The sequence below is a fragment of the Leeia oryzae DSM 17879 genome (genome assembly GCF_000376945.1).
In the GTDB taxonomy this organism is placed as follows: domain Bacteria; phylum Pseudomonadota; class Gammaproteobacteria; order Burkholderiales; family Leeiaceae; genus Leeia; species Leeia oryzae.
In genome coordinates this window covers 184884-204656 of record NZ_AQXU01000022.1, presented here as the reverse complement: position 1 = coordinate 204656, position 19773 = coordinate 184884, and the positions used below count along the sequence as shown (strand labels likewise).

At 55.6% G+C, this 19773-nt stretch carries 18 protein-coding genes; 6 read left to right on the top strand and 12 right to left on the bottom strand.

Annotation, left to right across the window (positions count from 1 at the left end; all coding sequences use genetic code 11):
* Window positions 1-5: 5 nt before the first annotated feature.
* The 6 genes from F552_RS0109685 to F552_RS0109655 form a co-directional block, all read right to left on the bottom strand.
* A complete protein-coding gene (locus F552_RS0109685) occupies window positions 6-836 on the bottom strand; it encodes a carbohydrate ABC transporter permease (protein ID WP_018151541.1) in 831 nt (276 codons plus the stop codon).
* A 1-nt stretch (window position 837) separates the two neighbouring features.
* On the bottom strand, window positions 838-1797 hold the full coding sequence (locus F552_RS0109680) for a carbohydrate ABC transporter permease (protein WP_018151540.1): 960 nt from the start codon (window positions 1795-1797) through the stop codon (window positions 838-840).
* A gap of 57 nt (window positions 1798-1854) precedes the next feature.
* Entirely contained in the window at window positions 1855-3120 is a 1266-nt protein-coding gene (locus F552_RS0109675) for an ABC transporter substrate-binding protein (RefSeq protein ID WP_018151539.1), read from the bottom strand.
* 178 nt (window positions 3121-3298) lie between these two features.
* Window positions 3299-5893, bottom strand: a complete 2595-nt coding sequence (locus F552_RS0109670; protein ID WP_018151538.1) for a PAS-domain containing protein — start codon at window positions 5891-5893, stop codon at window positions 3299-3301.
* Window positions 5890-6618 (bottom strand): winged helix-turn-helix domain-containing protein, encoded by a 729-nt coding sequence (locus F552_RS0109665; RefSeq protein WP_018151537.1) that lies wholly within the window; start codon window positions 6616-6618, stop codon window positions 5890-5892. The genes F552_RS0109670 and F552_RS0109665 overlap by 4 nt, the downstream gene beginning before the upstream one ends.
* Before the next feature lie 334 nt (window positions 6619-6952).
* Window positions 6953-7978 (bottom strand): porin, encoded by a 1026-nt coding sequence (locus tag F552_RS0109655; protein ID WP_026182574.1) that lies wholly within the window; start codon window positions 7976-7978, stop codon window positions 6953-6955.
* Between the two features lie 316 nt (window positions 7979-8294).
* Between F552_RS0109655 and F552_RS0109645 the strand changes: the two genes are divergently transcribed.
* Window positions 8295-9953: a glycoside hydrolase family 13 protein gene (locus F552_RS0109645; RefSeq protein WP_018151534.1), complete on the top strand. Its 1659-nt coding sequence runs from the start codon at window positions 8295-8297 to the stop codon at window positions 9951-9953.
* 138 nt (window positions 9954-10091) lie between these two features.
* On the opposite strand, the gene F552_RS0109640 is transcribed toward F552_RS0109645, so the two are convergent.
* Together F552_RS0109640 and F552_RS0109635 are read right to left on the bottom strand one after the other, a co-directional pair.
* Entirely contained in the window at window positions 10092-10880 is a 789-nt protein-coding gene (locus F552_RS0109640) for a DODA-type extradiol aromatic ring-opening family dioxygenase (RefSeq protein WP_018151533.1), read from the bottom strand.
* A gap of 72 nt (window positions 10881-10952) precedes the next feature.
* Complete coding sequence (locus F552_RS0109635; protein ID WP_018151532.1) at window positions 10953-11357, bottom strand: DoxX family protein; 405 nt, start codon at window positions 11355-11357, stop codon at window positions 10953-10955.
* A 176-nt stretch (window positions 11358-11533) separates the two neighbouring features.
* Between F552_RS0109635 and F552_RS0109630 the strand changes: the two genes are divergently transcribed.
* The 3 genes from F552_RS0109630 (at window position 11534) to F552_RS0109620 (ending at window position 13821) form a co-directional block, all read left to right on the top strand.
* On the top strand, window positions 11534-12478 hold the full coding sequence (locus tag F552_RS0109630) for a LysR family transcriptional regulator (protein WP_033375235.1): 945 nt from the start codon (window positions 11534-11536) through the stop codon (window positions 12476-12478).
* Between the two features lie 73 nt (window positions 12479-12551).
* Window positions 12552-13124 carry a DUF2062 domain-containing protein gene (locus tag F552_RS19010; RefSeq protein WP_018151530.1) on the top strand — a complete coding sequence of 191 codons (573 nt, stop codon included), beginning with the start codon at window positions 12552-12554 and terminating at the stop codon, window positions 13122-13124.
* Window positions 13125-13212: 88 nt separating this feature from the next.
* Window positions 13213-13821, top strand: coding sequence for a flavin reductase family protein (locus tag F552_RS0109620; protein ID WP_018151529.1), 609 nt, complete (start codon window positions 13213-13215; stop codon window positions 13819-13821).
* Window positions 13822-13892: 71 nt separating this feature from the next.
* Here F552_RS0109620 and F552_RS19005 read toward each other — a convergent pair whose 3' ends face one another.
* Window positions 13893-14897 (bottom strand): phytanoyl-CoA dioxygenase family protein, encoded by a 1005-nt coding sequence (locus F552_RS19005; protein ID WP_018151528.1) that lies wholly within the window; start codon window positions 14895-14897, stop codon window positions 13893-13895.
* Window positions 14898-15022: 125 nt separating this feature from the next.
* Between F552_RS19005 and F552_RS0109610 the strand changes: the two genes are divergently transcribed.
* Both F552_RS0109610 and F552_RS0109605 read left to right on the top strand, forming a co-directional pair.
* Entirely contained in the window at window positions 15023-15892 is an 870-nt protein-coding gene (locus F552_RS0109610; RefSeq protein ID WP_018151527.1) for a helix-turn-helix domain-containing protein, read from the top strand.
* A gap of 151 nt (window positions 15893-16043) precedes the next feature.
* Window positions 16044-18035, top strand: a complete 1992-nt coding sequence (locus F552_RS0109605) for a methyl-accepting chemotaxis protein (RefSeq protein WP_018151526.1) — start codon at window positions 16044-16046, stop codon at window positions 18033-18035.
* 90 nt (window positions 18036-18125) lie between these two features.
* Here the strand turns inward: F552_RS0109605 and F552_RS0109600 are convergent, their stop codons facing one another.
* From F552_RS0109600 to F552_RS0109590, 3 genes are all read right to left on the bottom strand, one after another.
* Entirely contained in the window at window positions 18126-18632 is a 507-nt protein-coding gene (locus F552_RS0109600) for a GNAT family N-acetyltransferase (RefSeq protein ID WP_018151525.1), read from the bottom strand.
* 9 nt (window positions 18633-18641) lie between these two features.
* Window positions 18642-19274 (bottom strand): glutathione S-transferase family protein, encoded by a 633-nt coding sequence (locus tag F552_RS0109595; protein WP_018151524.1) that lies wholly within the window; start codon window positions 19272-19274, stop codon window positions 18642-18644.
* Between the two features lie 105 nt (window positions 19275-19379).
* Window positions 19380-19751: a nuclear transport factor 2 family protein gene (locus F552_RS0109590; RefSeq protein WP_026182572.1), complete on the bottom strand. Its 372-nt coding sequence runs from the start codon at window positions 19749-19751 to the stop codon at window positions 19380-19382.
* Between the last annotated feature and the right edge of the window lie 22 nt (window positions 19752-19773).

Here is a 19773-nt window from a genome sequence, read left to right as displayed (position 1 = left end):
AATATTCATCCTTTGACTGCGCCAGCCGTCAGGCCGGAAACGATTTGGCGCTGGCAAGCAAGCACCAGCAAGATTAACGGAACCGTCACAATGACCGAGGCGGCCATGATGGTGCCCCAAGGCAATTCAAAACTGGACGCACCGGCGATCATGGACATGGCCACCGGTACTGTCCGCTGTTCTGGAGAGATCGTGAACGTGAGGGCAAAAAGGAATTCGTTCCATGCACCGATAAATGCCAGCAGCGATGTCGCGGCCAGCGCCGGTAACAACAGCGGCATGAAGATGCGGAAGATCAGCGTAAAGACGCCAACACCGTCCATCAATGCGGCTTCTTCCAGCTCTTTGGGCAATTCACGCATGAAGGTGACCAGCACCCAGATGGTGAATGGCAGCGTAAATATCAGGTCAGTCAACACCAGCGCACCCAGACGGTCGTACAGGCCCAGCCAGCGCACCAGCTCAAACAGGCCGGACAAAATGGCCACCTGCGGGAACATCGATACGCCAAGAATGCACATCATCAGTACCCCACGGCCGCGGAAACTCACACGGCCCAAGGCATAGGCCGCCAGCACAGAGACCAGCAGCGACAACACGACAGCCCCACCGGAAACCAGTACCGAATTCAGCAGATATGCACCAAACGGCTGGTCATGAAACAGCGTTGCATAATTGCTCAATGACGGATGTGCGGGCCACAGCGAAGTGGCAAAAAGTTCGTTGCCGCGCTTGAGCGAAGAGCCGATCGTGTACAGGAAGGGGAACAGACAGGCCACCAGTACAATCGAGACCAGCACGTAATACAGCAAGGTACCTAGAGTCAGTTTTTTCATCTCACACTCCTTGCATGCGACGACGCGTAAACACCATGTACGCGATGGTGAAAGTCGAAATCAGCAGGAAAAGCACAATGGCAGAGGCTGATCCAAAACCCACCTGCTGGAAATCGACCAGTTGTTCGCGTACGTAGATGGACATGCTCTTGGTCAGTCGGCTGTTTGACGTCATCACGTAGATCAGGTCAAAAACGCGCAGCGCATCCAGCATGCGGAACACCATGGCCACCAGCACGCCTGGCAGAATCAGCGGCAGCGTAATATGCCGGAATACCCGCCAGCGTGGCACACCATCCAGCCGGGCCGCCTCATAACAGTCAGAAGGCACCATCTGTAAGGCCGCCAGCATCAGCAAGGCCATGAAAGGTGTGGTTTTCCAGACATCCACCAGGATAATGGTCGGAAAAGCCAGATCCGGATCGGCAATGAACGCCAGCGGATGATCGATCACGCCCAGATGCAGCAAGATGGCATTGATTACCCCGTACTGGTCGTTCAGCATCCAGCTCCAGATCTTGGCAGATACAATGGTCGGGATGGCCCATGGCACCAACACAGCCGCACGCAGCAGGCTACGTACCCGTGAAGGTGTATTGAGCAAGAGCGCGACTCCCAGTCCCAGGACAGTTTCCAGCGACACGGAAATAACGGCAAAGATCAGCGTATTGCCCACTGCATGCCACCATTCACCATCACGCAGTACACCGTTTTCGCCAATGTAATTGTCCAGCCCGACAAACGGGTGTTGTGTCAGGTCCGACAATTGCGCACTGGTCAGACTGAACCAGACAGTCCTGAGCAGTGGCCAGCCTGCAATCACCACCAGCATCAGCATGGCAGGTAGCACCAGCAACCAGGCTTGCCGACGGCGCTGCTGCGCCAGCGGGGACGCGCGTCTGACCGCTACGGACGGCCGCTGGCTAGCGCGCCCGTCCAGAGAGAGGGATTCGCTTGACATATGAGTTCTCCACAGCGCTAGCCATCACAGATGGCCAGCGCTCAGTTCAACAGGGAATTATTTCCAGGTGCCGTTTGCCGATAGCCGCTTGAGCGACCCGTCCAGCTGCGCCAAGGCGTCAGTCGGCTTGGCATTGCCAGAGAGCACATCGTGAACCGCATTCCAGAACTGATTGCTGACCTGGTTGTACTTGGTCGCCGTCACGGTAGAAGGACGCGGTACTGCGCTGGCAAAGGTGGGGTAAAGTTCGGCCATGAACGGACTGGCCTTGATGATGTCCTTATCCTGATACAGGGCAGGCATGGTAGGGTTAAACGACCCCTTGATGGCACGGAATTTTTGCACCTGCGCACTGGTCAGGTACATGACCAGATCGGCCGCCAGTGCCGGATTTTTAGAATAACGGGAAACAGCCAGTTGCCAGCCGCCCAGTGTGGCAGCATGACGGCCGGCGGCACCGCCTTTTGGCAGCATCATCACGCCAATCTTGCCCTTGACCACGCTGCCATCCTGGCTCATGACCGACCAGGCATAAGGCCAATTGCGCATGAACACGGCATTGCCAGACTGGAACACGCCGCGCGCCTCTTCTTCGGCAAAGTTCAGCACAGCCTTGGGTGAAATGCTCCCTACCCACTTGGCAGCGGTATCCAGTGCCTTGGCTGCATTGGCATTATTAACCGAGATTTTGCCCGACGGGTCTACGATGGTGCCCGCATTAAAGCTGCTCAACCACTCCAAGGCATCACAGGTCAGGCCTTCATAAGCACGGCCCTGCCACACAAAACCCCAAAGCTTGTCATTACCGGCCGCACGCTCCGCATCCTGGATTTTCTTGGCCGTTGCGGTCATTTCATCCCAGGTGACAGGGGGTTTCTGGTTATATTTTTCCAGCAGGTCCTTGCGGTAATACATCATACCGGTATCAATATACCAAGGCATTGCCACCAGCTTGCCACCCACGGTGTCATTGGCAATGATGCTGGCAAAATGCTGCTTTTCGGCCCCTTTGCTATAGCCTTTCAGATCCAGCAACTGATTGGCCAGAATACCGGGCCAGACTACGTCAATCTGCAAGACATCAATTTTGTCCGAGCCGCTGCCCAGCAATTGCTGCAAGAGTGCCAGCTGTTCGTTCGAGTCATTGGGTGTCGCGACAAACTGAATCTCGTTACCGGTTTTCTTAGCCCATTCCTTGGCCGAGGTCATGCAGACGTCTTGTCCGGGGCCGGGTGCACCGCATTCCAGTCTCAGCACCGCTGCTGAAGCGTGTCCTGCTGCCAGGGTGGCGATCACCGCCAGGATACCAGTCTTGATCTTCATACCTTGTTTCTCCTCTTGTCTCGCTAACGCAGGTGCACCCGGGGGCGCGACCGGCACGAACGGTTGAAATTGTCTAATCAGGCAACTTCATTACACTGCAGACGAGTTAACTGGTAATTTCGAAAACCCGGGGCTGGATTAACATTTGAAATATTTGACCGACAATCATCGGAGGCATTCAGTTGAACAAGGTGGCCAGCGCAGCCAGATCGAACGGCTTGGCCAGAAAAGGCAGGTCTGCACACCAGTCAGGATGACGCTGGTGTACCTCTTGCGGCAAACCGGAGGTCAGTACGATACGCTGCCCAGGCCAACGGCGACGGATCTCGGCGGACAGCGCAATACCATTCCCGCCTGCGCCCAGCGAAATATCCGACAATATCAGGTCCACCGGACCATTTGTGGTCAGCCAGTCAAGCGCAGCAACACTACTGTCAACCGCATCGGCCACCATGCCCAGCGCTACTAGCTGGCTCAATGTGGTCTCACGCACCTCTGCGTCATCCTCCACCACCAGCACGCGGCCCTGCTTGGCTGGCAATAGCAGCGGCGTCTGGGGTAACGCAGTCGGTACGACAGGCCGATTAACAGCCGGCAGCCATAACTCTACCTGGGTCCCCTGCCCCAAGACGCTATGAATCTGCATGTCGCCACCGCTCTGGCGTACAAAACCATAGACACTGCTAAGACCAAGCCCGCTACCCTCGCCAGGCGCTTTGGTGGTAAAGAATGGCTCCATCACCTTGTCGATCAGCATGGGCGGAATCCCGGTCCCGCTATCGCTTACCCGCAGGACAACCGCCTGTGCAACCTCGGGCAGGCACGCAGGCGCCACAACAGCCTCTGCCGCCAGCAGCAGCCTCCCGCCATTTGGCATTGCGGCTGCACTGTTGAGAGACAGATTGAGTATGGCGTTTTCCAGTTGCCCCCGGTCAACATGAACCCACAGGGCCACATCACAAGGCGCAAGTACAACCTCGATATTGGCACCGGCAGCGTACTCGATCAAATCCAGCATCTCGGCCAGCATCTCTGGCACCGAAATATTCTCGGCCTGCAATGGCTGGCGTCTGGCAAACGCCAGCAACCGCCGGGTCAGCCTGCTGGCGCGCTCCGCCGCCCTGCGCGCGCGCTCGGCCATGACCTGCAGTTCCGGATGGTCATTCAGCCGGGGTTGCAGCAGCTCCAGATTCCCCAGAATCGCCACCAGAAAATTATTGAAGTCATGCGCCACACCACCGGTAAGCTGACCCAGCACATCCATTTTCTGGGCTTGGCGCAGCTCAGCCTCCACCGCCCGGCGGCTGGTCAGGTCACGGGACACCGCTACCCAGCCGCCGCCGGGCAAAGCCTGGCTATGAAACTCCAGAATGCGCTGATCCGCCAAATGCAGCTCGGCAGAACTGGCAATGCGCGTACCACCGCCAGCAATGCGGGTCGCCGTCTGTCGGGATACTGCACGCCAACGCACGGGCTCCGGCACCGCCCTGCGCAGTTCAGCCAGCGTCATGCCAACATACAAGGCAGACGCCGGTAAACCCAGTAATTTGACAAAGGTCGGGTTCCACGTCACAAGCCCCCCCTGCGCATCATGCACAGAGACCCCGTCATTCATCGAATTGAACACGGTTTCCTGCTGCCGGCGCTGCGCCTCCAACCCTTGAGCCAATCGCTGCTTTTCCAGTAGATTACTGCGAAACACCTCAAACGCACGTGCTAGCTCGCCTATTTCATCCGGGCGGTCGGTCGACGGAATCCGGTGTGATGTATCACCCGAAGCAAGCCGCGCCATGATGCGCGTCATCGACTGGATTTTTTGCAACACCCGTCCGACATAAATAATGCCCGCCACGGCCAGCAGCACGCCCGCCATTGCCAGAACCCATAAGCCGGACTGGCTGGAAAGCGCCACCTTGCGCATGGCGTCTCGGCGTTGCCGTGCCACGCTGCGCAATTCTTCCACATATCGGGTGGCGTTACTGCTCAGGTGCTCGGCATGGCTGCGCATCAGCGCCACCAGATAGCTGATCTGATCCTCGGTCGCCAGATAATCCCTTCTCAGGTCAAACACATTGCGCGGCCCTTCATCAAGCTGCCGGAGTGCATCCGCCAATTGCGGCTGGCGCAATTGTTCTCCTCTGACCATCACCTGCAACCAGAGTGCCTCGTTATCACTCTCTGCCATCCCCAGCGCCGCGTGCTCGGCCGCCTGCAGCCCTAGCGTCGTATTCACCCAGATGTTCAGCAGCGTCGGCGCCGTTTGCGCAATTTCAGCACGATGCCGGTAGATGCTACCGCCAATCCGGTCCACCGTTCGTCCCATCTCACCCAACTTGATTCTGAGCTGGCGCTGCTTGCCGGACAACACCAGAAAGCGGGTCAGATCCGTGTCGATACCATCCAGCTCTTCAGAAATGGCCAGACGTTCGCCTCCCTTGCCGGTCAGGTCCAGTGACAAGCGGCGGATATCGCCCAGCAGGCCCTTTAGCAATGCCGTATCATCATGCAACAAGGCCGAGTTTTCGGTTAATGTCATTCCGGGTTCTACTGCCGCCAACCGCGCCACTTTTTCCGACAGCTCAAGCACGCGGGCAATTTCCGGAATCACATACGCCTCATACTCGTCCAGCGCCTTCTGGTTGGCTCGCAAACCCAGCACGCCAACGGCCACCACCCCCAGCGTAATGCAGAACAGCAGCAGAAAAGTCGCGATCAGCCGGCCGCGTACACTGGCCAGACCGGGCAAATAGAACAGGCGCGGCAGGCGTGTCACAGCCGGGTAACCGGAGCAGAGAAAACGTACCCCATGCCGCGCTCGGTACGAATATAAGAAGGTTGCTGCGGGTTTGGTTCGATCTTGCGGCGCAAACGCAGGATCAGCACATCAATGGTTCGGTCGTATACATCGGCATCAAAACCGCGGGTTTGCTCCAACAGCTGGTCTCGCGACCAGATGCGGGAAGGATGCTGTACCATGGCCGCCAGCAAAGCAAATTCTCCCTGCGTCAGAATACAGGGCTCTCCCTCGCCACGCGTCAGGGTTCTGGTGCCCATGTCCAGCACCCAGTCATCAAAACTAAAACGCGGGCCGCTACCGGCCATGGCTGCCGGGCGGGGAATCGACAATTCCGTTGTTCGGCGCAGTTGGGCACGTACCCGGGCCAGCAACTCGCGTGCAGAAAAAGGCTTATTGATGAAGTCATCCGCCGCCAGCTCCAGCCCGAGCACCCTGTCTGTCTCGTCACCCTGGCCACTGATCATGATGATCGGTATCGGAGAGCCCTTTCGCAGCATGCGTGCAACCGCCAGGCCATCCTCACCCTTGAGCTTAAGATCAACCACCGCCAAAGAATGAGGAGCCGCATTCAGCCGCTCCTGCATCGCTTTGCTATCCTCCACGGCAGACACTGCAAAACCGGCCGATTCAAACACACCTTGCAGCCACTCTCGCACATCCGGATCATCATCCAGAATCAGAATACGATGTTTCTCCTCCACGTCTGTGTCTCTCCTTTGTATTGACGTACATGGCGTCATTTTTTTATATGTAGCATCATTATAGTTGATGGCAGATCATACCGGTTGCGCCCCCTACTCTGCCAGCCGCCGCCACATGAGCAGCAAGTATGCGGGATATTCCATCATTACCTCTGACTTGGCCACAGATATCACCACGCCTGTGTGAACCGCATATTTCAAAGGGGTCAACAGGCAAAAAACCACTCATTGCGCTCCTGATTGCACCAGCACAGGCGGGGAATGGACATCTGCCGTCCATTCCCCACTTGCTCTGCCAACACGTCAGCAGCCAATATCAGAAGCACTTCCTGCTTTAAAAGTTGATCCGCAAACCAAACTCCAGCCCTTTACTGGCACGGGCATCACTACTGACCTTGCTGTGGAGGTATTCGGCAAACATGCTGCTGCGTTTGGACAAACTGTATCCCACACCGAGCAGATATTCGTCACGCTTCACGCCCGGGTCATACCGGTAGTTGCTGGTATGGATATAACCGGCACGCAGGGCCAGACGCTGCGGCTTGTATTCCGCCCTTAATGACACACTGTTTTGGGCTGCATTGCCTGACGGCACGGCAAACGACAGCACCGAGCCAGTCAGTGCATTGGCAGACAATCGGGAATGGTTATCTTCGACACTCAGGGTCAGCCCCGCAATCGGCATGAACTTGCCGGCCAGCAGCCAGTCTGCCACGTGCCCGGCATCATTCTGGTTGCTGTCCACCAGCGCCTGACGGGTGTAGCCGACATGCACCCCAAACGCCGTATCCTCCCAGTTTGCACTGGCAGCCCAGGCATTGCCATTACCGGCCCCGGCACGCTCGGCAAATGCATAGCTGACAGCCCCGCTGACATGCCCCCAAACAGGCGTTTCATACTTGATGGCCCCCTTCTGACCACCTGCATCCCCCTTGCCGATGACGCCACCCACCCCTTTGTCTGGGCCATGGTCCCCCAGATCATAAAAGTTACCGTTCCAATACCCATCACCATACGCATTGATGCCATGCCCTAGCTTGATGGTCCCTGCCGGCCCCGATAATCCCAGCCAGGTATCGCCGGATGCAAACGTATCACCGGCAGGTGTCGTCCCCAGCGGAGAAGCCGCCACGTGAATATTGTTATTCATCCGCCAGATGGCCGTCATGCCATTACCAAGGTCTTCGCTGCCCGAAAAGTCGATTTCAGAACCGGCATCTTTCACTCCGTATTGTGAAGGGGCATCCACACTCTGGCGCCATGCATAGGCACCAGAAATCTTGCCGCTGATCGACACTTCGGCAAACGCCGCGCAAGAGTACAACCCGACTAATGCAACACAAACCAACTTCACATTCATTCTCTCTCTCCATGTACATGCAATCTTGATGTTTTGTCGTGATGACCCGGCAAAAAGCAGGGCCATCCGGCACGGCAAGGCCTGCACCTTGTCCGGCATCAACATCAAAACGCTCGCCTGTTAACCCCTAATGACGAAAATCAGCCCAAGCGTTAACAATCGAAATAATGGAAAAGACAAACAGGAGAGAGAGGGGTACGCAAAACCAGACCAGCGGACCTGTTTCAAACATGAACCGGCAAGCCGAAAACTGTAATGCACCATTAACCCGGGCAGCGCACCATCAGCACACGTTCAAACATGGAGTCACTTCGTCATGCCTGACCAAACTTATCCGGATACAAACACGCAGTGGTGGCACAACAGCGTGGTATACCAAATCTACCCGCGCAGCTTTTGCGATGCCAATGGCGATGGCATTGGCGATCTGACCGGCATCATCCACAAGCTCGATTACCTGCAAAAACTCGGTATCGACCTGATCTGGCTGTCGCCCGTCTACAAATCCCCCATGGATGACAACGGCTACGATATTTCAGACTATCAAGACATCGCCAGCGAGTTTGGTACGCTGGCTGACATGGAAACCTTGATCTCAGAAGCCGCCAAACGCAACATCCGCATCCTGATGGATCTGGTCGTCAACCATACGTCTGACGAACACCCTTGGTTCATCGCCGCCAGATCATCCAGAGACAACCCGTACCGGGACTACTATATCTGGCGCGCCCCCCTGGCAGACGGGTCTCCACCGGATGACCAGCGTTCCTTCTTTGGCGGTAGTGCATGGGAATGGGACCCGACAACCGAGGCGTACTACTATCACCTGTTTTCAAAACGCCAGCCAGACCTTAACTGGGAAAATCCGGCCGTACAGCAAGAAGTACACCAGATGATGAACTGGTGGCTCGACAAAGGCATTGGTGGCTTCCGCATGGACGTGATCGACCTGATCGGCAAACAGGTAGACCAAAAAATAATCACCAATGGCCCGCGCCTGCACCCGCTGCTGCAAGACATGCATCAGGCAAGCTTCGGGTCACGCAACGTGCTCACCGTCGGAGAAACCTGGAGCGCCACACCCGAAATCGCCAAACTGTACTCCGACCCGGCCCGCAAAGAACTATCGATGATCTTCCAGTTCGAACACATCACGCAGACATGGGACCCGGTTCATGGCAAATGGAAACCGCGTCCCTTCGATCTGGTCGAATTCAAGCGCATTATCGGTAAATGGCAAACAGAACTGGCAGACTGCGGCTGGAACTCGCTGTTCTGGAACAATCACGACTTGCCACGTGCCGTCTCCAAATATGGTGACCCGGGCAAATACCGTGTAGCCTCCGCCAAGATGCTGGCAACGGCACTTCATTGCCTTAAAGGCACGCCCTATATTTATCAGGGCGAAGAAATCGGCATGACCAATGTCCGCTTTGATAGCATTGACGACTATCAGGACATCGAATCGCTCAACCACTATCACGAACGCATCGCCGCCGGCGTACCGCACGAAGAGATGATGGAAGGCATTTACGCCAACGGCAGGGACAACGCACGTACTCCGATGCAATGGAATCACCAGGCCAACGCAGGCTTTACCACCGGCACTCCCTGGCTAAAGCTCAACCCCAACTACCCGCAAATCAATGCAGAAGCCGCCCTGGCAGATCCTGACTCCATCTTTTACCACTACCAGCAACTCATCCGGCTGCGCAAAACTTCCGCGCTACTCACTTATGGGGACTATCAGCCTTTGCTGGAAGATCACCCGCAGATATTCGCCTACCTCAGGCACCTTGGTGAGCAGCGTTTGCTGGTCGTCAACAGCTTCAGTGCACAGCCCATAGAGCTAAACCTGCCGCGTGAATTGAACACGATCAAAGGCAAAGGGATCATCAGTAACTACACCATTCGTCACGATCTGGAGAATAAGACAAGACTCGCACCATACGAATCTTTTGCAATCGAATTTTAATGATTAGGCAATGGACAGATTCCGAGAAAAGCACCAAGAATCAGATATTTGAATAGCCGGTCTGACAGGTATCGGGGACTTCATGCGGATCCCTCAACAAAACACGGTTTTGCTGAGGGGTTCTGTTTCGTATCACCATTACCCAAACCGGTACACATCCATCGCCAGTGTACCCAGCATGGCACCGGCAAAGGTGCGGGTTGCGGGTGCATCACTCGCGGCCCCCAGCGTGACATACAAGGGCAGCAAATGCTCATCAGATGGATGGGCATGCACGGCGTATGGCGCCTGTTTACGGTAATCCATCAGTGCCGGGATGTCTTTGTTATCCAGACGTTCGTGCATCCAGCTTTGGAAAGCCTCAGCCCAGGGGGCGATGCTTGGGTCTTCTTCCCCCAGATGCCAGTCAATGTCACCGAGATTATGCGTCATGCTGCCGGAAGAAATGATCAGCACGCCTTCGTCCCGCAGCGGCGCCAGTAGTTGCCCCAAACGGTAATGATACTCAGGGTCTTGCCGAGGCTGGATGGACAACTGTGTGACCGGCACCTCCCCCATGGGATACATTTCCTGCAGGGGCACCCAGGCACCATGATCCAGACCGCGATCCGGATGAATCGTGACGGGCCAGTTTTCTGCCTGTAATAGTTCCGCCACCCGCTCTGCCAGCCACGGTGCGCCTGGCACCGGGTACTGAATTTCAAACAGGGCACGCGGGAAGCCGCCAAAGTCGTGAATGGTTTCTGGTTTTTCCGCCGCGCTGGCAACCGGTGCCAGCGTGCCCCAGTGCGCAGACACCATCAATATGGCCTTGGGTGGCGTGATTTCCTGGGTGATATCTTGCCATGCTTTCCCGAATCTGCCAGCACCTAGCGCCAGCATGGGAGAGCCGTGAGACACAAAGTAAGTGGGCAAACGGGTGTTCATGATGTTTCTCTTTTCGTGATGTTCATGCCCGGGATTGGTTCCGGGCATGTCTGTTCAATGTATGTTCCGGGTTCAGCCTTTGCGTGTGAAGGTTTTCAGCGCAAATGCACCATCCCCCAGCAAGGCCAATGTCAGTGCCGCAGCGACCAGAAACACCGGATATTCCCAGCCGCCATTCGGGTTGGTGAATGACCAGCCATTCCCCAGATGTACCGTGCTTGCGCCAATCAGTAGCGGGATCAGGCCAGCGGCTACCAGGCGCGGATACACGCCCAGAATCAAGGCGGCGCCACCGGCAAGCTCTGCAAAAGCAGTCGGGTATGCCAGCCAGCCGGGGAAGCCGACCGTCGCAAAGAACTGGGCCGTACCCGGCAAGGTAAAGACCATCACCTTCAGTAGACCGTGGGCAATAAACATGCTACCCAGGGCAAGGCGCAGAACCAGAGCAGCGTATGGGGCAGTTTTGTTATCAATCATTTTCGTTCCTTTAGCGGGTTGTTTGGCGTTTACCGGTAAGTTATTCCGACAAACTTTGATGAACGAAGTATGATTGTTTTGAATATTTGGATAAATATTGCAAACCGGAATTATTTATCCCGATATATGGCACAATAAGATTCATTCTCGTCATGACGATGTGCAAAGGGTCTGCCATGGATATGCTTGCATCTATGCGTGTGTTTGTACGGGTGGTAGAAGCCGGCAGTTTTGTGAAAGCGGCACAGCAGATGGATATCTCCAACACGGCGACATCCCGGATGGTGGCCGAGCTGGAAGAGCACCTTGGCACCCGATTACTGCAGCGGACCACCCGGCGGCTGAGCCTGACCGAGGCTGGCAGAAGCTATCTGGAACGCTGCTACCAGATACTGGCCGATATAGAAGAAGCCGAATCCAGCATCCGTTGCGAAACACGGCAATTGACCGGCACCCTGCGCATCAATGCCCCGGTGACGTTTGGCATTTTGCATTTGTCGCCGCTCATCTCCGGGTTCCAGGCCACACATCCAAACCTGAAACTGGATGTTTCGCTGGCAGACCGGATAGTCGACCTGATCGAAGAAGGCTGCGACCTGGCCTTGCGCATCAGCAACCAGCTGTCGCCCACGTTGATTGCCAGACGCATTACCACCATTCACTTGTGCGTGTGTGCATCTCCGGACTATCTGGCAACGCATGGCACCCCAACGACACCAGATGCGCTGCAACAGCACAACTGCCTGGTGTATACCAACGGGCACAATCCGGATGTCTGGTCGTTTGGGTCCGGTGAAAACCGCAAAGAGATAAAAGTCAGCGGTACGTTAATGACCAATAACGGTGACTTGCTAAAACAGGCAGCCATTCGCGGGGAAGGCATTATCATGGAGCCAACCTTCTCGGTAGGTGATGCGCTGAAAAGCGGTGCGCTGGTTCCCTTGCTGATCCCCTACCCGACGGCCAGCCTGAACCTGTACGCGGTGTACACAAGCAGGCGGCACTTGCCCGCCAAAGCGCGGGCTTTTGTGGATTATCTGAGTGACGAAATAGGCGAGACACCCCCATGGGATGCCTGGATGTGGAACCAGACCACACAGCATGCTCTGCCGCCCACCTGAAGGTGGCGGGAACCAGTCCGCACCCGGATAGCTCTAAGCGATTACCCACACAGACAGGAATGGCAGTAATATCGTGCCCAGAAAACAGCTTCGCCGGTGGTTACAACCCACACGTGACTTCATTGCCCATAACCGGTTTCTGAAACCGCTGAGTCCGGTGTTATCCCATGACAAGCTCTGGCGCCTGACCCCGCACAGCATTGGCGGCGGCATTGTAGCAGGTGCGTTTGCGGGGCTGATCCCCGGCCCGTTGCAGATTGTGTCTGCGATTGTGCTGTCGGTGATCTTCCGCGTAAATATGCCGGTGGCGGTGGCGTTTACCTTTTACAGCAACCCGATCACCATTATCCCGATCTACCTGGCGGCACTGACCATTGGCAGCTGGATAACGCACGACGTCAGCAAACAGCCGGTTGATTTCCCTGACCTGCATCATTTGTCATTTCATCAATGGAGCGATGCCATTACAACCTGGCTCAGCCATATGGGCTGGCCATTTGTGATTGGCCTCTTCTGTATTGCCAGCGTGATTGGCGTTACCGGTTATTGCCTGGTTCAAATCATCTGGCGGCTGCATGTGTATTTCCGTATCCAGTCCAGAAAACGCAAAATGCTGGCGGCAAATCCCAAAACGGATCACTCCTGATTTGACGACGCGTATTTCTCAGCTTGCTTGATCTGGTGCACAATCTCCCGCTATCTCATTTCAATCTCATACCCTGACGATCTACATCATGGAATTTGACCCAAGTACACTCCCGCCGCAAAACTGTTACCAACTGATGGTGGGTGCCATTGTGCCCCGCCCCATTGCATGGATTAGCACCATTGATGCGCATGGCGTTACCAATTTGTCGCCGTTCTCTTTCTTTACAGTAGCCAGTGTTAACCCGCCTGTATTGGCGTTTAACCATGTGACCCCAAGAACCCAAACCGAAAAAGACACCCTGCGTAACCTGAAAGCCACCAGGCAATGCGTGGTGAATATCGTCAGCCAGTCTTTGGCGGATGTCATGAATGCCAGTTGCGCCAATTATCCGCCTGGCGTCAGCGAATTTTCTGCGGTCGGCATCCCGGAGGTGAAGAGCCAGTGCGTACAAGCGCCGGGTGTGGCGGGTGCCCCGGTCCGGTTTGAATGCACCCTGCGCGAGGTCATCTCGATTGGCACAGAGCCCATGGGTGGACAGCTGGTGTTACTGGATCTGGTCCACATCAGTGTCAAGGACGATATTCTGCTGGATGGCAAAATTCAGCCAGACTTGCTGCAAGCCGTTGGTAAAATGGGAGGAGATGACTACACCACCACCCAAGACCGTTTCAGCCTGGCCAGGCCTGTGCTGTAAACGACGATGGCGGCACCGGCCTTCAGGGCAAGTGCCGCATGTCTTGTGACTGTTACTCGCGGCCCTCTGGCTTATGTACCTTGAGCCAGATTTTCCGGTGCCACTACCCTGGGACCATCCTGTGTCTCCCGCAGTCCCAGAATCTGCTCCCCCAGTGGTGTCAACGTCGCACGCGGATACCTGGTTTGCTCCCAATGCCGCGGGTCCCCCGGAAAGGCATACCCCTTGGCAGGCTCGCGCAAATACCATGAGCGGATTCGCTCATCCCGCAAACGGATGTTACCGGCATCGGCCGGGGTAAATGAAATGTATTGCGCCAGACGGACATCCTGTTCTGACAGGTTCGGGCGGATACCATGAGCCAACAGGCTGTTAAAGATCAGCAAATCGCCCGCCTGCATGGGTACGAACTTGGGTGACCACGGTACAGTCTCCAGGTCGGGTTGCCATGGGTTTCTGTCAGCAGGCGCCGTTTTTCGCCATTCGATAAAATGTTCGAATAGTTCCGGAATGCATTGAAACCCGCCAGAATGCTCATGGGTATCCGATAAGGCCAACACCCCCTGGACATTCACGGGAAGCGGGTCCAGCGTGGTATCCGCATCCCAGTGAATAAACCCGCTGAAACTGCGCTTGCCACGGTTTGGCGTATTCAGGTTGGCGCGGTCGATGGTCACCCACAGCGACTCACGGTCCCAGATATCGACAAACGCGTCGTACACCCGTTGGGTCTGGCGGTTATCCCACATGGTCTGATGATGATACGCCTCTACCATGCCAGAACCATTCAGTTCTTTCATCTCGTGACTTCTTAGCTCCGGCTGGTCCCAGCTAGCGGGCTTTGTCGGGTCCAGCTCCTGAAACTCCCACAAAAACTGCGTGGTTTTTGCCACTTGCTCCGGAGAGACTGCCTGCTTGATCACCACAAAGCCATAACGCTGCCAGTGGGCAAAATCGGCATCAGACAGTACCCGCAGGGGCAAGGTTTTTTGCAGGTCTCTCAACTGGACCTGATCGGTATAGGCAACGGTCGGGTTACCGGGGCGCTGGTCGCCATAATGGTATCGGTCATTCATGGTGGTGTCTCCTCGTTGTGCTGAACATCCATGAACGCATTCTGATGCCAAACCATGCAGCAGAGTGCTACCAGACTCATCAAAAATGATACGATACTAACGTATTGATACGACAAAAGATAACAATGCGTCCACTTTTAGAACATGTCACCATCGAACAAGGGCATTCCTGGTCGCTACTGTGGCGGGAACTGCCGGAGATTCCGTTTATCTGGCACTACCATCCGGAGTTTGAGCTGACGCTGACGCTCAATGCACAGGGTCAACGGTACATCGGGGATCATCTGGATAACTTTACCGATCAGGATCTGGTGCTGGTCGGGCCAGACCAGCCACATACCTGGTCTGCCAGCCATCGCTTTGATGACACCCGGCCCATGCTGGCCATCGTGATCTGGTTTACCACCGAATGGCTGGAAAAACTGGCCGCCATCCTGCCGGAATTGCGCCCGCTGTATCAGTATTTTTCCAGGGCACATCGTGGGCTGGTTTTTTCAGATGCCGTCAAAGCGCAGGTTGTGCCGCTGATGCGTTCTCTCAACCAGTTATCAGAACCTGCGCGGATTCCTGTCCTGCTGCAAATCCTGATCGAACTCACCAAAGACACGGCAGCCAACCCGCTGGCCAGCGAGGCAGTACCAACGGTGACCGATACCGGTGGGAGAAATCGCCTTAACCGCATACTGGACCTGCTGCACGCGCAATTTCAGCACCCGCCTGCCATCGCCGAACTGGCACAAGTCAGTGCCCTCTCAGTCGGCGCTTTTCATCGGTTTTTCAAGCGGCATACGGGGTGTACCGTGCTCGAATACATCGCCAGATTAAGACTGGGACACGCCTGCCAGTTGCTGATCCAGACCGACAAGCCCATTGCCCTGATTGCAAACCAGTCCGGATATGAATCGCTGGCACACTTTAACCGGCAGTTCAAAGGCATCAAGGGCATGACGCCCAGCCAGTTCCGCAAGCACTATCTTCAGCATCCGCCATGTTAATTTTTGTGATATGCAGAGCATATGTACTATATTGCACCGGTGTACTGGTTATGTCGTCCCCCAAAATGTGTATCCTGTGCAATTCTTGATGTACATTAAAGTCCCCCCGCAAACAGCTACGCTAAAATCCAGCCATAAAAAAGGGATTCACATGAATACAAAACATCACACAACACTGGCAAAGCGGCTATTCATACTGGCGGTTGTCCCGCTGACGGCATTGCTGATCGCGTCTGTTTCTCTGGTCTGGACCTCGTTTCAATCCTGGCAGAATGCAAAAAATACGGTTCAACTGACCCACCTCGCGGTAGTCACCGGCGAGGCCATTCACGGCATGCAGGCAGAACGGGGGGCTACGGCCGGATTTGTGCAGTCCAAAGGGCAGAAATTTGCAGATGTGCTACCTGGTCTTCGGAAAACGGAAGATGGTAATCTGGAAGTGCTGAAAAATACCATGGCGGACCCGGTATTCCGTCAGTTAAAAGGCATGGCCGCCGTCATGGACAAGGCCAGCCAGAAGCTCGATCAACTGGGTAACATCCGTGGCAAAGTCGACCAGCAGCAAATCGCGGCCACAGACACGACAGCTTATTACACCGCCACCATTGCCGAGATGACCCACGTGATCGAAGGCTTGTCCCGTCAGGATACCAGCCCGGAACTGGTGCGCCGTACCAACACCTTTCTGGCCCTGGTTTACGCCAAAGAGTACACCGGACGTGAGCGTGCCCTGAGCACCCAGGCTTTTGTCAGCAACCAGATTGAGCCCGCTGCTTACCGCGGCATCCTGCAAAAAATCTACAAACAAGAAGGCTACTACGACCTGTTTGCCGCCAATGCAGACGATAGTGAAAAAGCTGCACTGGCCGCCGTACAGCAGTCTGCCAGCAGCCAGGAAGTCAACAAGATGCGCGCCATCATGGCAGCCAAGTCTGCCACGGGCGGTTTTGATATTGATGCGACGGTCTGGTTTAAAACCATGACGGCCAAGATTGACGGCCTGCATGATGTAGAGGCCTTAGTGGCCAAGCATGTAAACGATGTTGCACAAGCTCAGCTGGACAAGGCATTCCAGGCCCTGGTGGTATTTTGCCTGGCCGCTATTGCAGGTATCGGCCTGACCGTTGCCGTTGCCACATGGGTGGCCCGCAGTATCCGTCACCCACTGAACAAGGCCGTGGAGATTGCCGAGTTTGCCGCGCAAAAGGATGATTTTACCCGTACGGTTCCGGAAGAAGGTGTTGTCGAGGTTGTTCGCTCGTCTCAGGCTTTCAATAACCTGATGCATAAATTCCGCGACATCCTCACTGACATGAACGGTTTTTGCAAACAGATCAGCGATGCGTCCGTATCGCTGGTGGTATCTAGCGATCAGGTCAACAAATCAACCGCAACCGAAGCCGATGCTGCTTCTGCCATTGCAGCAGCCATCGAACAGGTCTCCGTGAGTGTCAGTGAAACCGCCACCAGTGCAAAAACCGTCACGCATGTGGTCAACAAGGCTTGCGAAGAAAGCGCGCATGCCCTGAACGCCACGCTGGATACAGTAAGGAACGTCAACAAGATTACCGACCTGATCAGCAATGCCAGTGTGAAAGTCAGTACGCTGGAGCACAGTTCACAAAAGATTGGCGGCATTGTGCAGGCCATTCGTGAAATTGCCGACCAGACCAACCTGCTGGCACTGAATGCCGCCATCGAGGCTGCGCGTGCCGGCGAGCAAGGCCGCGGGTTTGCCGTGGTAGCGGATGAAGTTCGCAAGCTGGCAGAGAGAAGCTCTTCTGCGACGGAAGAAATCCGTAACCTGATTTCTGCCATCCAGGCCGATGTCGGCGGGACGGTCAGCATCATGCAAGAAGCCAATGATGAAGCGCGCCAGAGCCACCAGCTGGCTTCCAGCATGGAAGAAGTGCTGCGCAATATCGGCGTTGAAACACGTAACATTGCCCAGCATGTGCAAGGCATTACCGACTCGATTACCGAGCAGGATATTGCGATTCAGCAAGTAGCCGAGCATATGGAAAAGATCGTACAGATGACCGACCAGAGCCGTGAAGTGGCGGTATCTAATGACAAGACGGCCAACATGCTGGAGTCGCTGGCTGAAAACATGCAAAAATCCATCAGCCGCTTCAAGTGTTAAACAGATAACCGGCTGTCGGGCCCAGCAAAAAACCAGCGTCGCAAGCGCTGGTTTTTTGTTTTCCGCCTGGCACAGCCAATTTCTGGCTGACTAGATATGCTTGTAAAAATAGACAGTCGGGTGCAAAGCCCCATCGGGGGCGGCCGCATAGTCCGGAATCTGCCCTGCCCTGTGCCAGCCCCGCTGCTGATAAAACTGCTCGGCATCTGACCCGGCCAGGGTATCCAATACCAGCAGAGAGATACCAACTGTTAGGGCATGAACCTCCAGCTGCTGCATCAAACGGCTGGCCAGTCCTCTTCCGCGGGCCTGACTATGCACCATCAGCTTCTGGACTTCTGCGCGGTGGCGACCATTCTGCTTTTGGCAACGGGCCAGCTGTACCGTACCCAGATATTCACCCTGTTCTTCGATCACCCATAACAGTTGATCCTTATCCAGCGCCTGCCCGACAGATCCCCAGTAAGCTTCTGCGTCCGCTTGTGTCAGCGGCCACAAAAAGCCGATGGATGCCCCATGCATGACGGAATCCATCAGCAAGGCTGCCAGACCCTGCTGGAGCGGCGCCGAGAGAGAGGTTACATTTACGACATGCATCCGTACCACCTATCGGTGAGGATAGGTGCCATCACCATACGGTGCGGCTTTGAAGGCATCCAGCGCTTCGGCCGCGGCAGATAATGCGGCAATGGCCGGGTAATCTGCCGCTTTCACGATATCCGGCAGCATTTGCTCGGCAAAATACCAGCAGACGGCAATGCTGATGCCCGCCTGGTTGATCTGCCCCGGTGCGGCAGATAACGGTGCACGCGCCAGTTCGGCTTCTAGCTGGTCCAGGGCGGCCGTCAGTTGCAAGATAGAGCGCTCGATCCAGGATGCATACTGCTTGTCTGCCGGACGCAGCCGCTCATAGACCACCGTAACGCTCTTCTCGGCCATCACTAGCGCCAGGCCCGTCAAACGAATCGCATGCTGTCTTGCCTTGAGGTCTGTCGGCCAAAGACGCTTGTCCGGCGCGGCCAGCAGTTCTGCATATTCCAGAATCAGGTTGGAGTCCATCAGCACTTCGCCGTCATCACACACCAGTGTTGGCGCTTTGACGACCGGGTTGATGGACTGGAAGGTTGGAAAGTGGCGAAACACCGAGACAGCCTGATGCTCGAAAGGCAGCCCGAGTAACTGCAAAGAGACCGCCACACGGCGTACGTAGGGTGAATCCAGCATTCCGATCAGTTTCATTCCTGTTTCCTTATAGTAATGTGTTGGACACACCGGCAAGCATCTTATACAAACCCGTCAAATTTCGTCCATATGCACTTTGTCCGGGGCAAGTGAAACCATGTGTCAGAACATCCCGTTTTCGTTGATCATCTCAGCCGGGATGGGCTGTCCGATATCCCATAATTCGATGATCTTGTCGCCCTGAAAGCGGAAGATATGGACCAGCGCCAGTCCAGGTGTATCAGGCTGTAGCATGACATGGGAAAGCACCATGACCTGCTCGCCTTCTGCCATGGTCTGTTGAACCTGTAATTGCTTGTGAGGGAATGCGTTGGCATTTTCCTGCATGCCATTGGCCAGAGAGGCTGCGTCACCTTGAAAGAACGGGTTATGGTGACGAAAGTCTACCGCCACATGCCGGGCATAAGCCGTGTTCACTTGCCCGGCAGCCACCATGTGCAAGAACTCAATGGCAATCTCTGTGCGCGTTTGCATGGCCATTCCCCTGTTGATGGAT

Bases quoted from the DNA above. Each gene is read 5' to 3' on its own strand.
- F552_RS0109590 (WP_026182572.1), bottom strand. From the start codon at position 19,751: ATGCAAACGCGCACAGAGATTGCCATTGAGTTCTTGCACATGGTGGCT.
- F552_RS0109610 (WP_018151527.1), top strand. From the start codon at position 15,023: ATGCGTCCACTTTTAGAACATGTCACCATCGAACAAGGGCATTCCTGG.
- F552_RS0109630 (WP_033375235.1), top strand. From the start codon at position 11,534: ATGGATATGCTTGCATCTATGCGTGTGTTTGTACGGGTGGTAGAAGCC.
- F552_RS0109675 (WP_018151539.1), bottom strand. From the start codon at position 3,120: ATGAAGATCAAGACTGGTATCCTGGCGGTGATCGCCACCCTGGCAGCA.
- F552_RS0109620 (WP_018151529.1), top strand. From the start codon at position 13,213: ATGGAATTTGACCCAAGTACACTCCCGCCGCAAAACTGTTACCAACTG.
- F552_RS0109645 (WP_018151534.1), top strand. From the start codon at position 8,295: ATGCCTGACCAAACTTATCCGGATACAAACACGCAGTGGTGGCACAAC.
- F552_RS0109600 (WP_018151525.1), bottom strand. From the start codon at position 18,632: ATGCATGTCGTAAATGTAACCTCTCTCTCGGCGCCGCTCCAGCAGGGT.
- F552_RS0109685 (WP_018151541.1), bottom strand. From the start codon at position 836: ATGAAAAAACTGACTCTAGGTACCTTGCTGTATTACGTGCTGGTCTCG.
- F552_RS0109680 (WP_018151540.1), bottom strand. From the start codon at position 1,797: ATGTCAAGCGAATCCCTCTCTCTGGACGGGCGCGCTAGCCAGCGGCCG.
- F552_RS19005 (WP_018151528.1), bottom strand. From the start codon at position 14,897: ATGAATGACCGATACCATTATGGCGACCAGCGCCCCGGTAACCCGACC.
- F552_RS0109640 (WP_018151533.1), bottom strand. From the start codon at position 10,880: ATGAACACCCGTTTGCCCACTTACTTTGTGTCTCACGGCTCTCCCATG.
- F552_RS0109635 (WP_018151532.1), bottom strand. From the start codon at position 11,357: ATGATTGATAACAAAACTGCCCCATACGCTGCTCTGGTTCTGCGCCTT.
- F552_RS0109605 (WP_018151526.1), top strand. From the start codon at position 16,044: ATGAATACAAAACATCACACAACACTGGCAAAGCGGCTATTCATACTG.
- F552_RS0109655 (WP_026182574.1), bottom strand. From the start codon at position 7,978: ATGAATGTGAAGTTGGTTTGTGTTGCATTAGTCGGGTTGTACTCTTGC.
- F552_RS0109595 (WP_018151524.1), bottom strand. From the start codon at position 19,274: ATGAAACTGATCGGAATGCTGGATTCACCCTACGTACGCCGTGTGGCG.